19 protein-coding genes are annotated in these 18764 nt (G+C 62.2%); all 19 read left to right on the top strand.

The annotated features are described in order from the left end of the window. Positions 1-10: 10 nt before the first annotated feature. The 19 genes from fliF to flhF all read left to right on the top strand — a co-directional run bounded on the left by fliF (position 11) and on the right by flhF (position 18659). Positions 11-1795, top strand: coding sequence for a flagellar basal-body MS-ring/collar protein FliF (fliF, locus tag BLR77_RS20450; protein ID WP_074681260.1), 1785 nt, complete (start codon positions 11-13; stop codon positions 1793-1795). Then, on the top strand, positions 1788-2804 hold the full coding sequence (gene fliG, locus BLR77_RS20445; RefSeq protein WP_072425685.1) for a flagellar motor switch protein FliG: 1017 nt from the start codon (positions 1788-1790) through the stop codon (positions 2802-2804). The genes fliF and fliG overlap by 8 nt, the downstream gene beginning before the upstream one ends. Before the next feature lie 3 nt (positions 2805-2807). After that, positions 2808-3608, top strand: coding sequence for a flagellar assembly protein FliH (fliH, locus tag BLR77_RS20440; RefSeq protein WP_074681258.1), 801 nt, complete (start codon positions 2808-2810; stop codon positions 3606-3608). Further along, a complete protein-coding gene (gene fliI, locus BLR77_RS20435; protein WP_074681256.1) occupies positions 3598-4944 on the top strand; it encodes a flagellar protein export ATPase FliI in 1347 nt (448 codons plus the stop codon). The genes fliH and fliI overlap by 11 nt, the downstream gene beginning before the upstream one ends. A gap of 46 nt (positions 4945-4990) precedes the next feature. Beyond that, complete coding sequence (fliJ, locus tag BLR77_RS20430; RefSeq protein ID WP_074681253.1) at positions 4991-5440, top strand: flagellar export protein FliJ; 450 nt, start codon at positions 4991-4993, stop codon at positions 5438-5440. 268 nt (positions 5441-5708) lie between these two features. Beyond that, on the top strand, positions 5709-6014 hold the full coding sequence (locus BLR77_RS20425) for an STAS domain-containing protein (protein ID WP_003460737.1): 306 nt from the start codon (positions 5709-5711) through the stop codon (positions 6012-6014). 2 nt (positions 6015-6016) lie between these two features. Then, complete coding sequence (locus tag BLR77_RS20420; protein WP_083366099.1) at positions 6017-7705, top strand: ATP-binding SpoIIE family protein phosphatase; 1689 nt, start codon at positions 6017-6019, stop codon at positions 7703-7705. Positions 7706-7734: 29 nt separating this feature from the next. After that, on the top strand, positions 7735-8088 hold the full coding sequence (locus BLR77_RS20415) for an Hpt domain-containing protein (RefSeq protein ID WP_074681251.1): 354 nt from the start codon (positions 7735-7737) through the stop codon (positions 8086-8088). Positions 8089-8155: 67 nt separating this feature from the next. Further along, on the top strand, positions 8156-9382 hold the full coding sequence (locus tag BLR77_RS20410; RefSeq protein ID WP_074681249.1) for a flagellar hook-length control protein FliK: 1227 nt from the start codon (positions 8156-8158) through the stop codon (positions 9380-9382). Positions 9383-9622: 240 nt separating this feature from the next. After that, positions 9623-10144 (top strand): flagellar basal body-associated protein FliL, encoded by a 522-nt coding sequence (fliL, locus tag BLR77_RS20405; RefSeq protein WP_074681247.1) that lies wholly within the window; start codon positions 9623-9625, stop codon positions 10142-10144. A gap of 12 nt (positions 10145-10156) precedes the next feature. After that, the gene (gene fliM / locus BLR77_RS20400; protein WP_074681245.1) at positions 10157-11128 is read left to right on the top strand and encodes a flagellar motor switch protein FliM; all 972 of its coding nucleotides are present in this window, start codon (positions 10157-10159) and stop codon (positions 11126-11128) included. A gap of 70 nt (positions 11129-11198) precedes the next feature. Then, positions 11199-11675 (top strand): flagellar motor switch protein FliN, encoded by a 477-nt coding sequence (fliN, locus tag BLR77_RS20395; RefSeq protein WP_074681243.1) that lies wholly within the window; start codon positions 11199-11201, stop codon positions 11673-11675. A 2-nt stretch (positions 11676-11677) separates the two neighbouring features. Continuing rightward, on the top strand, positions 11678-12109 hold the full coding sequence (gene fliO / locus BLR77_RS20390; protein ID WP_074681240.1) for a flagellar biosynthetic protein FliO: 432 nt from the start codon (positions 11678-11680) through the stop codon (positions 12107-12109). Then, complete coding sequence (gene fliP, locus BLR77_RS20385) at positions 12109-12894, top strand: flagellar type III secretion system pore protein FliP (protein WP_074681238.1); 786 nt, start codon at positions 12109-12111, stop codon at positions 12892-12894. The genes fliO and fliP overlap by 1 nt, the downstream gene beginning before the upstream one ends. Before the next feature lie 11 nt (positions 12895-12905). Continuing rightward, positions 12906-13175, top strand: a complete 270-nt coding sequence (gene fliQ, locus BLR77_RS20380; RefSeq protein WP_074681236.1) for a flagellar biosynthesis protein FliQ — start codon at positions 12906-12908, stop codon at positions 13173-13175. A gap of 13 nt (positions 13176-13188) precedes the next feature. Beyond that, positions 13189-13965 (top strand): flagellar biosynthetic protein FliR, encoded by a 777-nt coding sequence (gene fliR, locus BLR77_RS20375; protein ID WP_074681234.1) that lies wholly within the window; start codon positions 13189-13191, stop codon positions 13963-13965. A gap of 2 nt (positions 13966-13967) precedes the next feature. Beyond that, a complete protein-coding gene (gene flhB / locus BLR77_RS20370) occupies positions 13968-15104 on the top strand; it encodes a flagellar biosynthesis protein FlhB (RefSeq protein WP_074681232.1) in 1137 nt (378 codons plus the stop codon). Positions 15105-15207: 103 nt separating this feature from the next. Then, positions 15208-17337: a flagellar biosynthesis protein FlhA gene (flhA, locus tag BLR77_RS20365; RefSeq protein WP_074681230.1), complete on the top strand. Its 2130-nt coding sequence runs from the start codon at positions 15208-15210 to the stop codon at positions 17335-17337. A gap of 11 nt (positions 17338-17348) precedes the next feature. Continuing rightward, positions 17349-18659 carry a flagellar biosynthesis GTPase FlhF gene (flhF, locus tag BLR77_RS20360; protein ID WP_074681228.1) on the top strand — a complete coding sequence of 437 codons (1311 nt, stop codon included), beginning with the start codon at positions 17349-17351 and terminating at the stop codon, positions 18657-18659. Positions 18660-18764: the final 105 nt, after the last annotated feature.

Below are 18764 nucleotides of genomic sequence, written 5' to 3'. Positions count from 1 at the left end.
GGGTTGATTCATGGCTGAAGCAGTAGTAGCAAACGTACCGGCCAAGGCCGAATCGGGCGAGCCCAAGAAGCCCCTGCTGGGCCTTAGCTTCCTGGAAAACCTCGCCGAGATGTCGGTGTTGCGTCAGCTCGGCCTGTTGGTCGGTCTGGCTGCCAGCGTGGCGATCGGTTTTGCCGTGGTGCTCTGGTCGCAGCAACCGGATTACCGTCCGCTCTACGGCAGCCTCAACGGTATGGATGCCTCTCAGGTAGTCGAAACCCTGGCCGCCTCCGGCATCGACTACACCATCGAACCCAACTCCGGCGCGCTGCTGGTCAAGGCAGATGATCTGGCACGTGCGCGCATGCGCCTCGCTGCTGCCGGTGTGGCGCCGACCGACAACAGCGTCGGTTTCGAAATTCTCGACCGTGATCAAGGCCTCGGCACCAGCCAGTTCATGGAGGCGACCCGTTATCGCCGTGGCCTCGAGGGCGAACTGGCGCGTACGGTTGCCAGCCTCAACAACGTCAAGGCGGCGCGCGTGCATCTGGCCATGCCCAAAGCCTCCGTTTTCGTGCGTGACGAGCGCAAACCGTCCGCCTCGGTTCTGGTCGAGCTGTACCCGGGGCGTGGGCTGGAGCCCAGCCAGGTCATGGCGATCGTCAACCTGGTGGCGACCAGCGTGCCTGAGCTGGACAAGGGCCAGGTCACGGTGGTCGACCAGAAGGGCAATCTGCTCTCCGATCAGCAGGAGCTGTCCGAGCTGACCATGGCCGGCAAGCAGTTCGACTACACCCGCCGCATGGAAACGCTGTTCACCCAGCGTGTGCACAACATTCTGCAGCCGGTGCTGGGCACGGGTCGCTACAAGGCGGAAGTATCGGCTGACGTGGATTTCAGCTCGGTAGAATCCACTTCCGAAATGTTCAATCCGGATCAACCCGCGCTGCGCAGCGAGCAACAGGTCAACGAACAACGTCAGAGCAGCTTGCCGCCGCAGGGCGTGCCGGGCGCGCTGTCCAATCAACCACCTGGTCCGGCTGCCGCGCCGGAGCAGGCCGCTGGCGCTGCTGCCCCGGCCGGCCCGGTCGCAGCTGGTCAGCCGCTGATCGACGCCAATGGCCAGCAGATCATGGACCCGGTAACCGGCCAGCCGATGCTGGCACCGTACCCGGCAGACAAGCGCGAGCAGTCCACCCGCAATTTCGAGTTGGACCGTTCCATCAGCTACACCCGTCAGCAGCAGGGACGTCTGCGTCGCCTGTCGGTCGCGGTGGTGGTGGACGACCAGGTACGTATCGATCCGGCTACTGGCGAGAGCAGCCGAGTGCCGTGGACGACCGATGATCTGGCGCGCTTCACCCGTCTGGTCCAGGATTCGGTTGGCTTCGATGCCAGTCGCGGCGACAGCGTCAGTGTGATCAATACCGCCTTCACCGCTTCGCTGGGCGAGGAAATCCCCGATATTCCGTTCTACACCCAGCCCTGGTTCTGGGACATCGTCAAGCAGGTGCTCGGCGTGCTGTTCATCCTGGTGCTGGTGTTCGGTGTGCTGCGCCCGGTACTCAACAACATCACCGGCGGCGGCAGGGGCAAGGAGCTGGCAGGCTCTGGCGATGTGGAGCTTGGTGAAATGGCAGGTCTGGACGGCGAGCTGTCCGACGATCGCGTCAGCCTCGGCGGGCCGCAGAGCATCATGTTGCCGAGCCCCAGTGAGGGGTATGATGCACAACTGAACGCTATCAAGAGTCTGGTAGCGGATGATCCTGGCCGCGTCGCCCAGGTCGTGAAAGAGTGGATCAACGCCGATGAGTGACAATCGTACCGCTACCAAGCTGAACAAGGTCGACAAGGCTGCGATTCTGCTGCTTTCGCTGGGCGAGACTGATGCCGCACAGGTGTTGCGTCACCTCGGGCCGAAGGAAGTGCAGCGCGTCGGCGTGGCCATGGCCGGCATGCGCAATATCCATCGTGAGCAGGTCGAGCAGGTGATGGCCGAGTTCGTCGATATCGTCGGCGACCAGACCAGCCTCGGTGTGGGTTCCGATGCCTACATCCGCAAGATGCTCACCTCTGCGTTGGGTGAGGACAAGGCCGGTAATCTGATCGACCGCATCCTGCTTGGCGGCAGCACCAGTGGCCTGGACAGCCTGAAGTGGATGGAGCCACGTGCCGTTGCCGACGTGATTCGCTACGAGCACCCGCAGATCCAGGCCATCGTCGTCGCCTATCTCGACCCGGACCAGGCCGGTGAGGTGCTCAGCCATTTCGACCACAAGGTGCGCCTGGACATCATCCTGCGCGTGTCCTCGCTCAATACCGTGCAGCCGTCCGCGCTCAAGGAACTCAATCAGATCCTCGAGAAGCAGTTCTCCGGCAGCGCTAACACCACACGCGCCACCATGGGTGGCGTCAAGCGTGCGGCGGACATCATGAACTTCCTCGACAGCTCGGTGGAAGGTCAGCTGATGGACTCCATCCGCGAGGTGGACGAAGACCTGTCGACGCAGATCGAAGACCTCATGTTCGTCTTCGACAACCTGGCCGATGTCGACGACCGCGGTATCCAGGCGCTGATGCGCGAAGTCTCGTCCGAGGTTCTGGTGCTGGCGCTCAAGGGCGCCGACGACGCGATCAAGGACAAGGTCTTCAAGAACATGTCCAAGCGTGCAGCCGAGCTGCTGCGCGACGACCTGGAGGCCAAGGGGCCGGTGCGCGTCAGCGATGTCGAAGGGGCGCAGAAGGAAATTCTCACCATCGCCCGGCGCATGGCCGAAGCCGGAGAGATCGTGCTCGGCGGCAAGGGTGGCGAGGAGATGGTTTAAGTCATGGCTGCCAAGGAGCCTGAGAGCGAGCTGATTCGCGCCAAGGATCTGGGCACTTTCGACCGCTGGGCGTTGCCCAGCTTCGATGCACCGGGTGAAGAACCTGCGGACGCCGACGTTGCTGCTGATGAACAGGCGCAGTCTCCAGTCGAGGTCGAGGAGCAGGACACTGCGCAGGTCGAAGAGGTCGCACTCGAAGATGTCAAACCGCTGACGCTCGATGAGCTCGAAGCCATCCGCCAGGACGCCTACAACGAAGGTTTTGCCACGGGCGAGAAGGACGGCTTTCATGCCGGCCAGATCAAGGCCAAGCAGGAGGCCGATGCGGCCTTGGCGCTGAAGGTTGGCAGCCTGGAAAAGCTCATGACGCAGCTGCTCGATCCGATTGCCGAGCAGGACCAGCAGATGGAAGTGGCCATGGTGCGTCTGGTCAGTCATATGGTGCGCGAGGTGATTCAGCGCGAACTGAACACCGACTCCAGCCAGATTCGTCAGGTTCTGCGCGAAGCACTCAAGCTGCTGCCGATGGGCGCGGGCAACGTGCGCATTCAGGTCAACCCGCAGGACTTCGAGGCGATCAAGGCACTGCGCGAGCGTCATGAGGAAAGCTGGCGCATCCTCGAGGACGACAGTCTGCTGCCAGGTGGCTGCCGTATCGAGTCGGAGCATAGCCAGATCGATGCCAGCGTCGAGACGCGCATGGCGCAGGCGCTCAAGCAATTGTTCGAGCAGCAGCGCGCGCAGAGCACCCAGCCGCCGGAAGCGGACATCAATCTGGATCTGGACCGCGACGATGCGCCTTGATCGCGTGAGTTTTGCCCGGCGTCTGGAGGGCTACAGTGACGCGATCAGCCTGCCCAGCCAGCCCATACTCGAAGGTCGTCTGTTGCGTATGGTCGGTCTCACCCTGGAGGCCGAAGGACTGCGCGCGGCCATAGGCAGTCGCTGCCTAGTCATCAACGAGGACAGTTACCACCCGGTGCAGGTCGAGGCCGAAGTGATGGGCTTCTCCGGGGGCAAGATCTATCTGATGCCGGCGGGCAGTCTGGCGGGTATTGCGCCCGGCGCGCGCGTGGTGCCGCTGCCCGATGCCGGGCGTTTGCCCATGGGCATGTCCATGCTGGGTCGAGTGCTCGACGGCGCCGGCCGCGCCCTGGATGGCAAAGGCGGGATGAAGGCCGAGGACTGGGTGCCGGTGGATGGCCCGACCATCAACCCGCTCAATCGCGACCCCATCAGCCAGCCATTGGATGTAGGCATTCGCTCGATCAACGGCCTGCTCACCGTAGGACGCGGCCAGCGTCTGGGCTTGTTCGCCGGTACCGGTGTGGGCAAATCGGTGCTGTTGGGCATGATGACGCGGTTTACCGAGGCCGAGATCATCGTGGTCGGGTTGATCGGTGAGCGCGGGCGTGAGGTCAAGGAGTTCATCGACGAGATTCTCGGCGAAGAAGGTCTCAAGCGCTCCGTGGTCGTGGCTTCGCCGGCCGATGAAGCGCCGCTAATGCGTTTGCGCGCGGCGCAGTACTGCACGCGTATCGCCGAGTACTTCCGTGACAAGGGCAAGAACGTTCTGCTGCTGATGGATTCACTGACGCGCTATGCCCAGGCTCAGCGTGAAATCGCTCTGGCTATCGGCGAGCCGCCGGCGACCAAGGGTTATCCCCCATCGGTGTTTGCCAAGTTGCCCAAGTTGGTCGAGCGTGCCGGTAATGCCGAGGCCGGCGGCGGTTCGATCACCGCGTTCTACACCGTACTGAGTGAGGGCGACGACCAGCAGGACCCCATCGCCGATGCCGCCCGTGGTGTGCTCGACGGGCACTTTGTCCTGTCCCGGCGTCTGGCCGAGGAGGGGCACTATCCCGCTATCGATATCGAATCCTCGATCAGCCGGGTGATGCCGCAGGTGGTGCCGCCGGAGCAGCTCAAGCACGCCCAGCGGTTCAAACAGCTGTGGTCACGCTATCAACAGAGCCGCGATCTCATCAGTGTTGGCGCCTATGTTCCGGGTGGTGACGCGGACACTGACCAGGCCATCGCTCGCCAGCCGGTCATGGCTCAATACCTGCGTCAGGGGCTGGACGAAAGTGTGGGCATGCCGCTGAGCCGTGAGCAACTGGCTGCCGTGCTGGGGCAATGATGGTGTTGATTGGAGTATTTTTCGTCGTCGCTGAGGTCGTGCATCGATGAGCCTCAGTCGCGCAAAGCGTCTGCAGCCGGTCGTCGAGATGGCAGAAAAGGCCGAGCGCGAGGCCGCGCGCCAGCTCGGGCATTGCCAGGGGCTGGTCGGTCAGGCCGAAGCCAAGCTGGGTGAGCTGGAGCGTTTCCGTGGCGATTACCAGCAGCAGTGGATCAGCGAGGGTAGCAAGGGCGTTTCCGGTCAGTGGCTGATGAACTATCAGCGCTTTCTGTCGCAGCTGGAAACGGCGGTCGGCCAACAGCAGCAAAGTCTGGAGTGGCATCGCGCCAATCTTGAAAAAGTGCGGGCCGTTTGGCAGCAGCGCTATGCGCGTCTCGAGGGGCTGCGCAAACTGGTCCAGCGCTACATCGACGAGGCTCGGCTGGCCGAGGACAAGCGCGAACAGAAACTGCTCGACGAGCTGGCGCAACGCCTTATGGATCGCGGTGAACCCTGATCGGGTGTGTACGAACAGTGCCCCCGCTCGGTGGTGCCTGCTAAAAGCGGGCTGGAGAGGCAACGCCAACCGGGCCACCCGTCAAAATGCTCATTTACAGCTCGTGAAGTCGAGTGCGAACCCAGTCCGTCCCTTGCCGTTTTTGCCTCGCCTGACCTTCGCTTGACGACTTTTCATACAAACCTTGAGGTTGTTTCGTCGCCGGCCAAGTGCTACACCTTCAGACGTGAATTGCCCTATCTGGCAAAGTCTCGACAAAGGAGTAGACATGGCCATTACCTCGCAGCCCTCGGCAGACGGGCAAGAGCTGACCATCGTGATTAGAGGACGCTTCGACTTCGCCTCCCACCAGGAATTTCGTGACGCCTATGAGCGCGTCAATCTGACGCCCAAGCGTTATCAGGTCGATTTGCGCGACACCAGCTATCTGGATAGCTCGGCACTGGGCATGCTGCTGTTGTTGCGTGACCATGCTGGCGGCGATTCGGCGCAGATCAGCCTGCTCAACTGCAGCAGTGACGTGCGCAAGATCCTCGCCATCTCCAACTTCGAGCAGCTGTTCAAGATCAGCTGAGCATGCCTGACCGTCTTGCGATCCTGATCGCCGAGGACAACGCGGCCGACCGCATGCTGTTGTCCACCATCGTCAGTCGTCAGGGCCACCGCGTACTGACCGCCAGCAATGGCCTGGAGGCGGTCGCTCTGTTCGAGCAGGAGCGCCCGCACCTGGTGCTGATGGACGCGCTGATGCCGGTGATGGATGGCTTCGAGGCGGCGCGGCGGATCAAGGATCAGGCCGGTGAAGCGATGGTGCCGATCATCTTTCTCACCTCGTTGACCGAGGGCGAGGCGCTGGTGCGTTGTCTCGAGGCCGGTGGCGACGACTTTCTCGCCAAGCCCTATAACCGGGTGATACTCGAGGCCAAGATCGGTGCGATGGATCGCCTGCGCCGTCTGCATGACACGGTACTGAAACAGCGCGACCTGATCGCCCGACACAACGAGCACCTGTTGCGCGAGCAGCGCGTGGCCAAGGCGGTCTTCGACAAGGTGGCGCATTCCGGCTGTCTGGATGCGCCGAACATCCGCTACATGCAGTCGCCTTATGCGCTGTTCAACGGCGATTTGCTGCTGGCGGCGTACAAACCATCTGGCGGCATGCACGTGATGCTGGGCGATTTCACCGGTCATGGTTTGCCTGCGGCTATTGGCGCGATGCCGCTAGCCGAGGTGTTCTACGGCATGACCGCCAAAGGCCACGCCCTTGCCGAGATCCTTCGCGAGATCAACGCCAAACTCAAGCGCATCCTTCCGGTGGGCGTTTTCTGCTGCGCCACCGTGCTCAACATCAGCAGCAAGCGGGGCTTGCTCGAAGTGTGGAATGGCGGGTTGCCGGATGGTTACCTGCTACATGCCGATGGTCGTCCGCGTCAGGCACTGGTGTCACGTCATTTGCCCCTTGGAATTCTCGATCCGGCGGCGTTCAGCGATCGTTGCGAGGTCTACCCACTGGCGCCGGGGGATCGGATTTTTTTGCTCAGTGATGGTGTGCTCGAGGCCAGTGACCAGCAAGGGCAGCTATTCGGCGAGGCGCGCCTGCTCAAGCTTCTGGAGGCCAATCGTCAGCCGCAGGCGCTGTTCGAGGAAATCCAGCTGGCGCTGGCGGCATTCCGTGGCGAGCAGCAGGACGACGTCAGCCTGGTTCAGGTCGGGCTCGCCGAAGACGACGAGCATCCTCGCCCGCTGGCCTTTGCCGACAGTGGCCAAGGCAGCGTGATGGACTGGTCGGCCAGTTTCGAGTTTCGTGCGCTGAGCCTGCGTCACTTCAACCCCCTGCCATTTTTGCTGCAGCTGCTGCTGGACGTGCGGGCACTGCGTCCGCGTGGTGGTGAGCTGTATACCGTGCTCGCCGAGCTCTATTCCAATGCCCTGGAGCATGGGGTGATGGGCCTGGACTCCTCGCTCAAGCAGGATGCCAGCGGCTTTGCCGAGTACTATCGGGAGCGACGTCTGCGTTTGGCCGCATTGCACGATGGCTATGTGCGATTTCACTTGCAGATGCTGCCGGAAGAGGGGGGAGGGCGATTGATCGTCCGGGTCGAGGACAGTGGCCCCGGATTCGATCCGGTCACCGTCATGGCGGCTGGCGACGAAGCCCTGTGTGGTCGCGGTCTTGCCCTGGTACGTCAGCTCAGCGATGGTTTCCAGATCTCCCCGGTTGGCCAGGGGGTCAGCGTGGAGTTTTGCTGGTCCGGTGAGGCATAATGCGAGGCTGTTGTTCAGGGAGTGACCCGGTGTCCGATATCCATCTCGACGATGCCGTCCTGGCGGCCCTGCAGGACGTCATGGAGGACGAATACCCCGTTCTGCTCGATACCTTCGTGGCCGATTCCGAGGAGCGTCTGCGTCTGCTGCATAAAGCTGTGGCCGAGGGTGACGCGCAGGGCTTGCGCCTGGCTGCGCACAGCTTCAAGGGCAGCTGCAGCAACATGGGGGCGGTGCTTCTGGCCAGTTTGTGCAAGGAGCTCGAGGACGCGGGGCGGCGCGAGGTTCTGGAACCGGCTCCGGCCCTGATCGAGCAGATCGAGCGCGAGTTCGCCATCGTCCGTATCCTGTTCAAATCCGAGCGTCAGCGCTATCGCGTTTGATGCCTTTTCACGAGTTGGCCCGCCCTTTGCTCTGATCCCGTCACGACCCATCAGACGGAGAGCGTCCATGTCCGCGTTGCCCGACCTACGCCTGCAGGCTACGCCTGAGGTGAAGAGCAAAGCGAAGCAGCCGGCCAAAGCGCCGGAACCCAGCAAGAACGGTGCTTCCAGCTTTGCCGAGGTATATGCCAAGGAGCGTCAGGCCAAGCCTGGCGAGCGCGCAGGCAGTACCGACAAAACCAGCCAGGAGCAGAAGTCTGCGCCATCAGCAGGGGAGCCCGATGCCGCTTCTGCTGCCGCCGAGCAGCCTGCGGTTGCCGCCCCCGGCAATTCCTTGCCGACGCAGGAGGGCGCTGAAGAAGAGCTCGATCCGTTGCTGGCAATGGCGCTGGGCGGTATTCAGACTCAGGTAGACGACGCGCCGGTAACCGAGGAGTCGCCGGAGCTGCCGGCGCTGGTGATTACTGGCGCAGGCACCGATGCCGCTGAGAATGCCGAGCCGGTGCTGGAGGAGGAGGCGCTCGATCCGTTGGCACTGCTCAAGCAGCCAGCGGAAGAGGCGAGCAAGGCCCAGGCCCCGCAGGACGCTGCGATCAAGAGCACCAGAGTGGCCACCAGCACTGACTTCGCCGCAGCCATGGCGGCCATGGGCAAAGGCGAGGAGTCAGCAGAGAGCACTGACGAACCGGCCCTGGACCTGCCGCTTGAAAGCCTGGCCAAGGACGCGCTGGAGAGTCTCAAGGACAGCGCTCAGCCCACTCGACCCGATCAATTCGTCAGCAAGCTCAATGCGCTGACGCAGGCGTTCAATCATCAGGCTGGTGCTACGCAGCGTCTGCCATTGGTGCCTGGTCAGCCGGTCGCCATGCAGCAGGGCGGCTGGAGCGAGGCGGTGGTGGATCGCGTCATGTGGCTTTCCAGCCAGAACCTCAAGTCGGCTGAAATTCAGCTGGACCCGGCAGACCTTGGGCGTCTCGAAGTGCGCGTGAACCTGTCCCAGGACCAGGCCCAGGTGACGTTCGCCAGCCCCAATGCTGGCGTACGCGAGGCGCTGGAAGGGCAGATGCATCGTCTGCGCGAGCTGTTCGCGCAGCAAGGCATGAACCTGGCCGATGCCAACGTTTCCGATCAGTCGCTTAACCGTGGCTGGCAGGGGCAGGGCGAGGGTGGGCGTGGTGGTTCCGGTTCGCGTGATGATCTGCTTGCCAGTGACGAACTGCAGCCTGGTGTCCATCAGGACGTGCGCGGTGAGCGTTTGAGCACTGGCCGTGGGCTGATCGACTACTACGCGTGAGTAGCGGTTAAACACTGTATCGGCACTGGGCAATGCCCGATGATCGGTATTCCTCCGCTAGACTTGTATTCGCCCGGGTTGCCGAAAGGTGCCCGGGCGAATGCATTTTGGGTGACAGCAGCGAGCTGGAGCTGTTAAATCCGCAGCCCAGAGTTAGACAAGCCTGCTCATATGCTGGCATAACACTTGCTCTTAACCCTTTGAATGCGGAAAGAACTCCGATAGTGACGGATTATTGGCATGGCTAAGAAAGAAGCGGCACCGGCTGCCGACGGACAACCCGCCGGCAAGAGCAAGCTCAAACTCATCATCCTTATCGTGGTGGGTTTGCTTCTGGCCGTTGGTCTTTCCGTGGGCGGTACCTGGTTCATTCTCAGCAAAGGCGACAAGAGCGAGGAGGCCAAGCCGGCAGAGGCCGCGGCACCGGCGGCGCCAGTGCGCCAGCCTGCTATCTACCAGGATCTGATGCCCGCCTTCGTGGTCAATTTCAGTCACCAGAATCGTACCCGCTACCTGCAGGTCAGCATGGCCTTGATGAGCCGCGATGCCGCCGGCATGGAAAAGCTCAAGGTGCATATGCCGGTATTGCGCAACCGTCTGGTGATGCTGCTGTCCGGCCAGGATTTTGCCGCGCTGCAAACCCCGCTGGGCAAGGAGATGCTTCTGCAGCAGGCGCTGGCCAGCGTGCAGGAGCTGGCGCAGAAGGAAACGGGCAGCACTGTGGTCGAGCAAGTGCTGTTCACCAATTTCGTGTTGCAGTAGCGGGAGCCGAAGATGGCCGTGCAAGACCTGCTTTCCCAGGACGAGATCGATGCGCTGTTGCATGGCGTCGACGACGGCCTGGTCGAAACCGAGGATGCCGGGGAGCCGGGGAGCGTCAAGCAATATGATCTGACCAGTCAGGATCGTATCGTTCGTGGGCGCATGCCGACGCTGGAGATGATCAACGAACGCTTCGCCCGTTACACCCGCATCAGCATGTTCAACCTGCTGCGCCGCTCGGCTGACGTGGCGGTGGGTGGCGTGCAGGTGATGAAGTTCGGCGAATACGTGCATTCGCTGTATGTGCCCACCAGCCTCAACCTGGTGAAGATGAAGCCGCTGCGCGGCACCGGTCTGTTCATCCTCGACGCCAAGCTGGTGTTCAAGCTGGTGGACAACTTCTTCGGCGGCGATGGGCGTCACGCCAAGATCGAGGGGCGCGAGTTCACCCCCACCGAGCTGCGCGTGGTACGCATGGTACTCGACCAGGCCTTCGTCGATCTGCGTGAGGCCTGGCACGCGGTGATGGATATCAACTTCGAGTACGTCAATTCCGAGGTCAACCCGGCGCTGGCTAACATCGTCAGTCCGAGCGAGGTGGTGGTCGTGTCCACCTTCCACATTGAGCTGGATGGAGGTGGCGGCGACCTGCACATCACCATGCCGTACTCGATGATCGAGCCGATCCGCGAGATGCTCGATGCTGGCTTTCAGTCCGATGTCGATGACCAGGACGAACGCTGGATCAAGGCGCTGCGTGAGGACATCCTCGATGTCAGCGTGCCGCTGGCCGCCACCGTGGCCCGTCGCCAGCTCAAACTGCGCGACATCCTGCATATGCAGCCGGGCGATGTGATTCCCGTGGAATTGCCGGACAACGTGGTCATGCGCGCCAACGGCGTACCGACCTTCAAGGTCAAGCTCGGTGCGCACAAGGGCAATCTGGCCCTGCAAGTACTGGAACCAATCGAACGCCAGCGCTGAGGCGCTGGCAACTCCGTAGGGCCGCTGGGCCCGAAGCGAACGAATAGCAGAAGCCAGGCGAGGAACGACGATGGCAGACGAAGAGAACACCTCCCCCGAGGAGCAGGCACTGGCCGATGAATGGGCCGCAGCGCTGGCCGAGGCAGGTGATGCCGATCAGGACGATATCGATGCCATGCTGGCCGGGCAGGCGCCCGCTCAGTCGGAGCAACCTGCAGCGCCGCGTGCACCGATGGAAGAATTCGGTAGCGCGCCGCCTCCCAGCAATCTGCCGGTCAATCTGGATGGGCCCAATCTGGATGTGATCCTGGATATTCCGGTGTCCATCTCCATGGAAGTGGGCAACACCGATATCACTATCCGTAACCTGCTGCAGCTCAATCAGGGCTCGGTGATCGAACTGGATCGTCTGGCCGGTGAGCCGCTCGACGTGCTGGTCAACGGCACATTGATTGCTCACGGCGAAGTGGTGGTGGTCAACGAGAAGTTTGGCATTCGCCTGACCGACGTGATCAGCCCCAGCGAACGTATCAAGAAGCTGCGCTGACCATGGCTCGTCTTCTCGTTCTGTTTCTGAGCATGCCCCTGGCGGCCATGGCTGCCGAACCCACCGGCAAGGCGGCGACTCCCATGGCGGGCAGCGACATAGCCGGCCAGCTCGGTCAGTTGCTACTCGGCCTGCTGCTGGTGATCGGTCTGATCTTCCTGCTCGCCTGGCTGCTACGCCGTATGCAGAAGCTGGCTCCGCGCGGTGGTCAGGTGATCAAGCTGCTGTCGACCCAAGCGCTCGGCCCGCGTGATCGCCTGGTACTGGTGCAGGTGGGCAATGAGCAGATTTTGCTGGGCCTGTCCGCCGGACGGATCACCCCGTTGCACGTGCTCAAGGAACCCGTGCATCTGGGCGACGTCGAGCAGGCCACACCAGAATTCGCCCAGCGCCTGATGGAGCTGATGGGCAAGGATCAGAAGGACAAATCCTGATGCTGCGTTTGTTGCTGGTGCTGGTGCTGAGCCTCGCCGCTTCGCTGGCGTTCGCCGAGGACCCACCTGGCGGCAGCACACTGATTCAGCAGGGCAGCAGTCCGCTGTCGATCCCGGCCATTACCCTGTCAACGGACGCGCAGGGCCAGCAGGAATACTCGGTCAGCCTGCAGATCCTGCTGATCATGACGGCGCTGAGTTTCATCCCGGCATTCGTCATGCTGATGACCAGCTTTACCCGGATCATCATCGTCTTTTCCATCCTGCGTCAGGCGCTGGGCCTGCAGCAGACACCCTCTAACCAGATACTGGTCGGCCTGGCGCTGTTTCTGACGATGTTCATCATGGCGCCAATTTTCGACCGGATTAACACCGATGCGTTGCAGCCTTATCTGAATGAGGAAATCGTCGCTCAGGAGGCGCTGACACGGGCCGAGGGGCCTATCCGTGATTTCATGCTGGCGCAGACCCGCGAAAGCGACCTGGAGCTGTTCGTGCGGCTGTCCAAGCGTACCGACCTGGCCAGCGTCGAGGACGTGCCGTTGACCATTCTGGTGCCGGCGTTCGTCACCTCCGAGTTGAAGACCGCGTTCCAGATCGGTTTCATGATCTTCATTCCGTTTCTGATCATCGACATGGTGGTCGCCAGTATCCTCATGGCGATGGGTATGATGATGCTTTCGCCGCTGATCATCTCATTGCCGTTCAAGATCATGCTGTTCGTCTTGGTCGACGGCTGGGCGCTGATCATGGGCACCCTGGCCGCCAGTTTCGGCACGTTATAGCGAGGCCTTTGATGACTCCCGAGGTTGCGGTTGACCTGTTTCGCGAAGCGCTGTGGCTGATCGTGCTGATCGTCGGTCTGGCGGTGGTGCCGAGTCTGATGGTCGGTCTGTTGGTCGCCATGTTCCAGGCCGCCACGCAGATCAACGAACAGACGCTGAGCTTTTTGCCGCGCCTGATGGTGATGCTGATCACGCTGATCTGGGCCGGCCCCTGGCTGGTGAGTCAGCTGATGGAGTACACCCAGACGCTGATACAGAACATTCCGTACCTCATAGGTTGAGGGGCTGGGTGCGATGCTGGAGTTGAGCAACGAGCAGATCAGTGGCTGGGTCGGCCAGTTTTTGCTGCCATTGTTCCGGATCGCCGCGATGCTGATGGTCATGCCCATCATCGGTACCCAGCTGGTGCCGACCCGCGTACGCCTCTATCTGGCTCTGGCCATCAGCGTGGTGCTGGTACCGACGCTGCCGCCCATGCCGCAAGTCGATGCCTTGAACCTGCGCAGTCTGCTGCTGATCCTGGAACAGGTGCTGATAGGTGTCATGTTCGGCTTTATCCTGCAGTTGTTCTTCCATCTGTTCGCGGTAGCGGGGCAGATCATCGCGATGCAGATGGGGCTGGGTTTTGCTTCCATGGTCGACCCCACCAATGGTGTGTCGGTGCCGGTGCTTGGCCAGTTCATGCTGATGCTGGTGACCCTGTTGTTTCTGGCAATCAACGGCCATCTGGTGGTGCTGGAGATTCTGGCGGAAAGCTTCGTCACACTGCCGTCCGGGCAAGGGTTGATGGTCAATCACTACTGGGAGCTGGCTGGCAAGCTGAGCTGGGTGATAGGTGCTGGCCTCCTTTTGACCCTGCCCATGGTCACCGCGCTGCTGGTGATCAACCTGGCGTTTGGCGTGATGACCCGCGCTGCGCCACAGCTGAACATCTTTTCCATCGGCTTCCCCCTGACCCTGGCCATGGGCCTGGTTATTTTCTGGGTGGGGCTTTCCGATTTCGGCAACCTGTTCCAGGCACTGGCCAGTGAAGCCCTGCAGCAACTGAGCGAATTCGCTCTTGTGAGGTAGCCGTGGCCGAAAGCGAGAGTGGTGCTGACAAGAGCGAGGAACCCACAGGCAAGCGACTTGAAGAGTCGCGCAAGAAAGGCCAGATCGCTCGTTCCAAGGAGCTCAACACGGTGGCGGTGACGCTCACCGGCACCGTAGCCCTGATCCTTTTCGGCGCCTACATGGGCAACGTGCTGATGGATGTCATGCGCGGCAATTTCAGCCTGCCGCGTGATGTGCTGATGAGCGAAGGCAGCATGGCTCTCTATCTGCTGGCTTCTGGCAAGCAGGCATTGCTGGCGGTGCAACCCTTCTTCATTGCCCTGTTGATCGCCTCCGTCGCCGGCCCCATCGCACTGGGAGGGTGGTTGTTCTCTGCCGAGGCGCTGCAACCCAAGGCCAGTCGGATGAATCCTCTGGCGGGCCTCAAACGCATGTTCTCGGTTCAGGCATTGGTCGAGTTGCTCAAGGCGCTGGCCAAGTTTCTGGTCATTCTTGCGGTGGCGCTGGTGGTGCTTTCGGTGGATCAGGACGATCTGCTGGCAATCGCCAACGAATCGGTCGAGCCGGCCATCCTGCACAGCCTCCAGGTCGTCGGTTGGAGCGCGTTCTGGTTGTCCTGCGGGCTGATCCTGATTGCCGCCGTGGATGTGCCGTTCCAGCTGTGGAGTCACAAGCAGAAGCTGAAGATGACCAAGCAGGAAGTGCGCGACGAGTACAAGGACACCGAGGGTAAGCCCGAGGTCAAAGGACGTATTCGTCAGTTGCAGCGTGAGATGGCCGAGCGGCGGATGATGCAGGCCGTGCCGCAGGCTGACGTGGTGATCACCAACCCGACGCACTTCGCCGTAGCGCTCAAGTACGATCCGGAGAAAGGCAGCGCGCCGCTGTTGCTGGCGAAGGGCGGCGACTTCCTGGCGCTGAAGATTCGCGAGATCGCTCAGGAGCATCGGGTGATGGTGCTGGAGTCGCCAGCATTGGCCCGTGCCGTGTATTACTCCACCGAGCTGGATCAGGAAATCCCCGCCGGCCTGTATCTGGCCGTGGCGCAGGTGCTGGCCTACGTCTATCAGCTTCGTCAGTACAAGGCCGGCAAGGGCAAGCCGCCGGGGCCACTGCCGGACTTTCCGATCCCGGCGGATCTACGCCGCGACCCGTAAAGAGCACCTTGCGCGCTGCCCCGTCATTTCTGGAACGCTTCTTGCCATTACCTCTCCAGGACGCACTTTCGCGTCAAAAGATTGAATGGTTTGAGGTAGGGACGTGGCAGTAGATCGCGCACAGATAATCGGTGACGTACGCAGCAACCTTGCAGGTTTGCGCCATGGCAACCTGGGCATTCCGCTGCTGCTGCTGGTCATGCTCGGCATGGTCATGCTGCCGATCCCGCCGTTTCTGCTCGACACCCTGTTCACCTTCAGTATCGCGCTATCCATCGTCGTGCTGCTGGTCAGTATCTATGCGCTGCGGCCGCTGGACTTCGCTGTATTTCCCACCATCCTGCTGGCCGCCACGCTGCTGCGTCTGGCGCTCAACGTGGCTTCGACCCGTGTGGTGCTGCTCAACGGCCACGAGGGGCATGGAGCGGCTGGTCAGGTGATCCAGGCCTTCGGTGAGGTGGTGATCGGTGGCAACTACGTGGTCGGTATCGTGGTGTTCGCCATCCTCATGATCATCAACTTCGTGGTGGTCACCAAGGGTGCCGGACGGATTTCCGAGGTCAGCGCGCGCTTCACCCTCGATGCCATGCCCGGCAAGCAGATGGCCATCGATGCCGACCTCAACGCCGGTCTGATCGATCAGAACGAGGCCAAGAAACGCCGCAGCGAAGTGGCCCAGGAGGCTGACTTCTACGGCTCGATGGACGGTGCCAGCAAGTTCGTTCGCGGCGACGCCATCGCCGGTCTGCTGATCCTGTTCATCAACCTGATCGGCGGTATCGCCATCGGCGTGCTGCAGCACAACCTGGCTTTCGCCGACTCCGGTAAGGTCTACACCTTGCTGACCATCGGTGACGGTCTGGTGGCGCAGATTCCTTCGCTGTTGCTGTCCACGGCCGCCGCCGTGATGGTGACCCGGGTGTCCACCTCCGAAGACATGGGGGCGCAGGTCAACCGGCAGATGTTTGCATCGCCCCGCGCGCTGGCGGTGGCTGCTGCCATCCTGATCGCCATGGGCCTGGTGCCGGGCATGCCGCATTTTTCCTTCATCAGTCTGGGGCTGGTGGCGGCCGGTGGTGCCTACTGGATCGCGCACAAGAATCGCAAGGTCAAGGAAGACGAGGTCAAGGAGGTACAGCGCCAGCAGGAGCTGCTGCCTGCGCAGAAGGCCCAGGAGGTCAAGGAGCTGGGTTGGGACGATGTCACCCCGGTGGACATGGTCGGCCTGGAGGTAGGTTATCGCCTGATTCCGCTGGTCGACCGCAACCAGGGTGGCCAGCTGCTGGCGCGGATCAAGGGTGTGCGCAAGAAGCTGTCGCAGGAGATGGGCTTTCTCATGCCCTCAGTGCATATCCGCGACAACCTTGATTTGGCGCCCAACGCCTATCGTCTGACGCTGATGGGGGTCAGTGTCGCCGAGGCGGAGGTCTATCCGGACCGCGAGCTGGCGATCAACCCCGGCCAGGTGTTCGGCCCGCTCAATGGCATCGCCGCCAAGGATCCGGCGTTCGGTCTGGAGGCCGTGTGGATCGACCCCACTCAGCGCGATCAGGCGCAGTCGCTGGGCTACACCGTGGTCGATGCCAGTACCGTGGTGGCTACTCATCTCAACCAGATTCTGCACAAGCATGCCCACGAGCTGCTGGGGCACGAGGAAGTGCAACAACTGATGCAGCTGCTGGCCAAGAGCTCGCCGAAGCTGGCCGAAGAATTGGTGCCGGGGCTGGTATCGCTGTCGACCCTGCTCAAGGTGCTGCAGGCGCTGCTCCAGGAGCAGGTGCCGGTGCGTGACATCCGTACCATCGCCGAGGCCATCGCCAACGTCGCGCCGAAGAGTCAAGATCCCGCCGCGATGGTCGCCGCGGTACGCGTCTCGCTGGCCCGCGCCATCGTGCAAGGCATCGTGGGACTAGAGCCGGAGCTGCCTGTGATAACCCTCGAGCCAAGGTTGGAACAGATCTTGCTCAACAGTCTGCAGAAGGCCGGTCAGGGCGGTGAGGATGGCATCCTCCTCGAACCAGGCATGGCCGAGAAGCTGCAGCGTTCCCTGGTGGAAGCGGCGCAGCGCCAGGAAATGCTCGGCAAGCCGGTGATTCTGCTGGTGGCCGGACCGGTCCGGGCGATGTTGTCGCGCTTCGCGCGGCTGGCGGTACCCAGCATGCACGTGCTGGCATACCAGGAAATTCCGGACAACAAGCAGGTCACCATAGTCGCTACGGTTGGCCAGAACTGAGGTAAAGGGTCATGCAGGTCAAACGCTTCTTCGCCGCCGATATGCGGACCGCCATGAAACTGGTGCGTGATGAATTGGGCGCCGACGCCTCGATCATCGGCAATCGCCGTGTCGCCGGTGGCGTCGAGCTGACGGCAGCGCTGGACTATCAGGCGCCGACGCCGGTGCGCCCGAACCCGGCGCTGGAAGCCGAGCTGCGCAAGACCCAGGCGCGCATCGCCAGTGCCCAGGCCGAGCTGACCACGCGTGCCGAGCAGGATGCCGGCAAGGACCGTCAACTGTTCGCCAATGAGTCGCTGCTGGCGCCCGAACTGCCGGCGACCCTGGTCAAGCCGCAGCGCCCGGTCGAAGCCGCTGTACCTGCTACGCCTGCGGTCGACCCGCGCGCACTGGAAGCCATGCGCTTCGAGCTGCACGGCTTGCGTGAGCTGATCGAAGTACAGCTGGGTTCCATCGCCTGGGGGCAGTTGCAGAATCGCCGCCCGCAGCAGGCCAATCTGTGGCGCCGTCTGCAGCGCATGGGGCTGTCTGCCGAGCTGTCGCAGGCGCTGCTGAGCAAGGTGGCCGGCGTTGCCGAGCCGCGTCAGGCCTGGCGTATGCTGCTGGCGCATCTGGCTCACGCGATCAGCACGCCCAAGGTCGAGCCGCTGGAAGAGGGCGGAGTGATCGCTCTGGTCGGTCCGGCCGGCATGGGCAAGACCACCACCCTGGCCAAGCTGGCAGCACGTTACGTGCTTAAGTACGGCTCGCAACAGGTCGCTCTGGTGAGCATGGACAGCTTCCGTATTGGCGCGCAGGAGCAGCTCAAGACCCTGGGGCGCATTCTCGGTGTGTCGGTGACTCAGGTCGATCCTGGTCAGTCTCTGCTGCAGGCGCTGGCGCCGCTGGCCAAGAAACGCGTGGTGCTGGTCGATACCGCTGGCCTGCCAGGCAACGATCCGGCGCTGCGTATGCAACTGGAGAGCCTGGCCTCGGCACGCATCAAGGCGAAGAATTATCTGGTACTTGCCGCAACAAGTCAGAGCCAAGTGCTCAAGGCGGCCTACCATAGTTACAAGCGTTGTGGCCTTTCAGGCTGCATACTGACGAAGCTGGATGAAGCCGCGAGTCTGGGTGAGGTTTTAGATCTGGCTATAGGCCAGCAACTGCCGGTAGCCTATGTGACGGACGGGCCGCGAATTCCGGATGATCTGCAAGTGCCGCGCAGCCATCAGTTGGTCAGCCGGGCCGTGGGGCTGCAGGCAGCTGAGGAACCGAGTGAAGACGCCATGGCGCAGATGTTCGCTGGTCTCTATCACAACCCGGCCAAGCGAGCCGGCTGAAGCGGCGATAATGTTGCACCCTCTCGCCAGATGGTGCGGGAGTGAACGGCCTCAACAGGCAGTTTTAAAGGCCTGTAGGGCCAAGTCGAAGTTAGACAAGGTGTA

The organism is Ectopseudomonas alcaliphila, from assembly GCF_900101755.1.
In the GTDB taxonomy this organism is placed as follows: Bacteria; Pseudomonadota; Gammaproteobacteria; order Pseudomonadales; family Pseudomonadaceae; genus Aquipseudomonas; species Aquipseudomonas alcaliphila.
The sequence above is the reverse complement of the archived record's forward strand: the minus strand, read 5'-3'. Positions and strand labels throughout refer to the sequence as shown.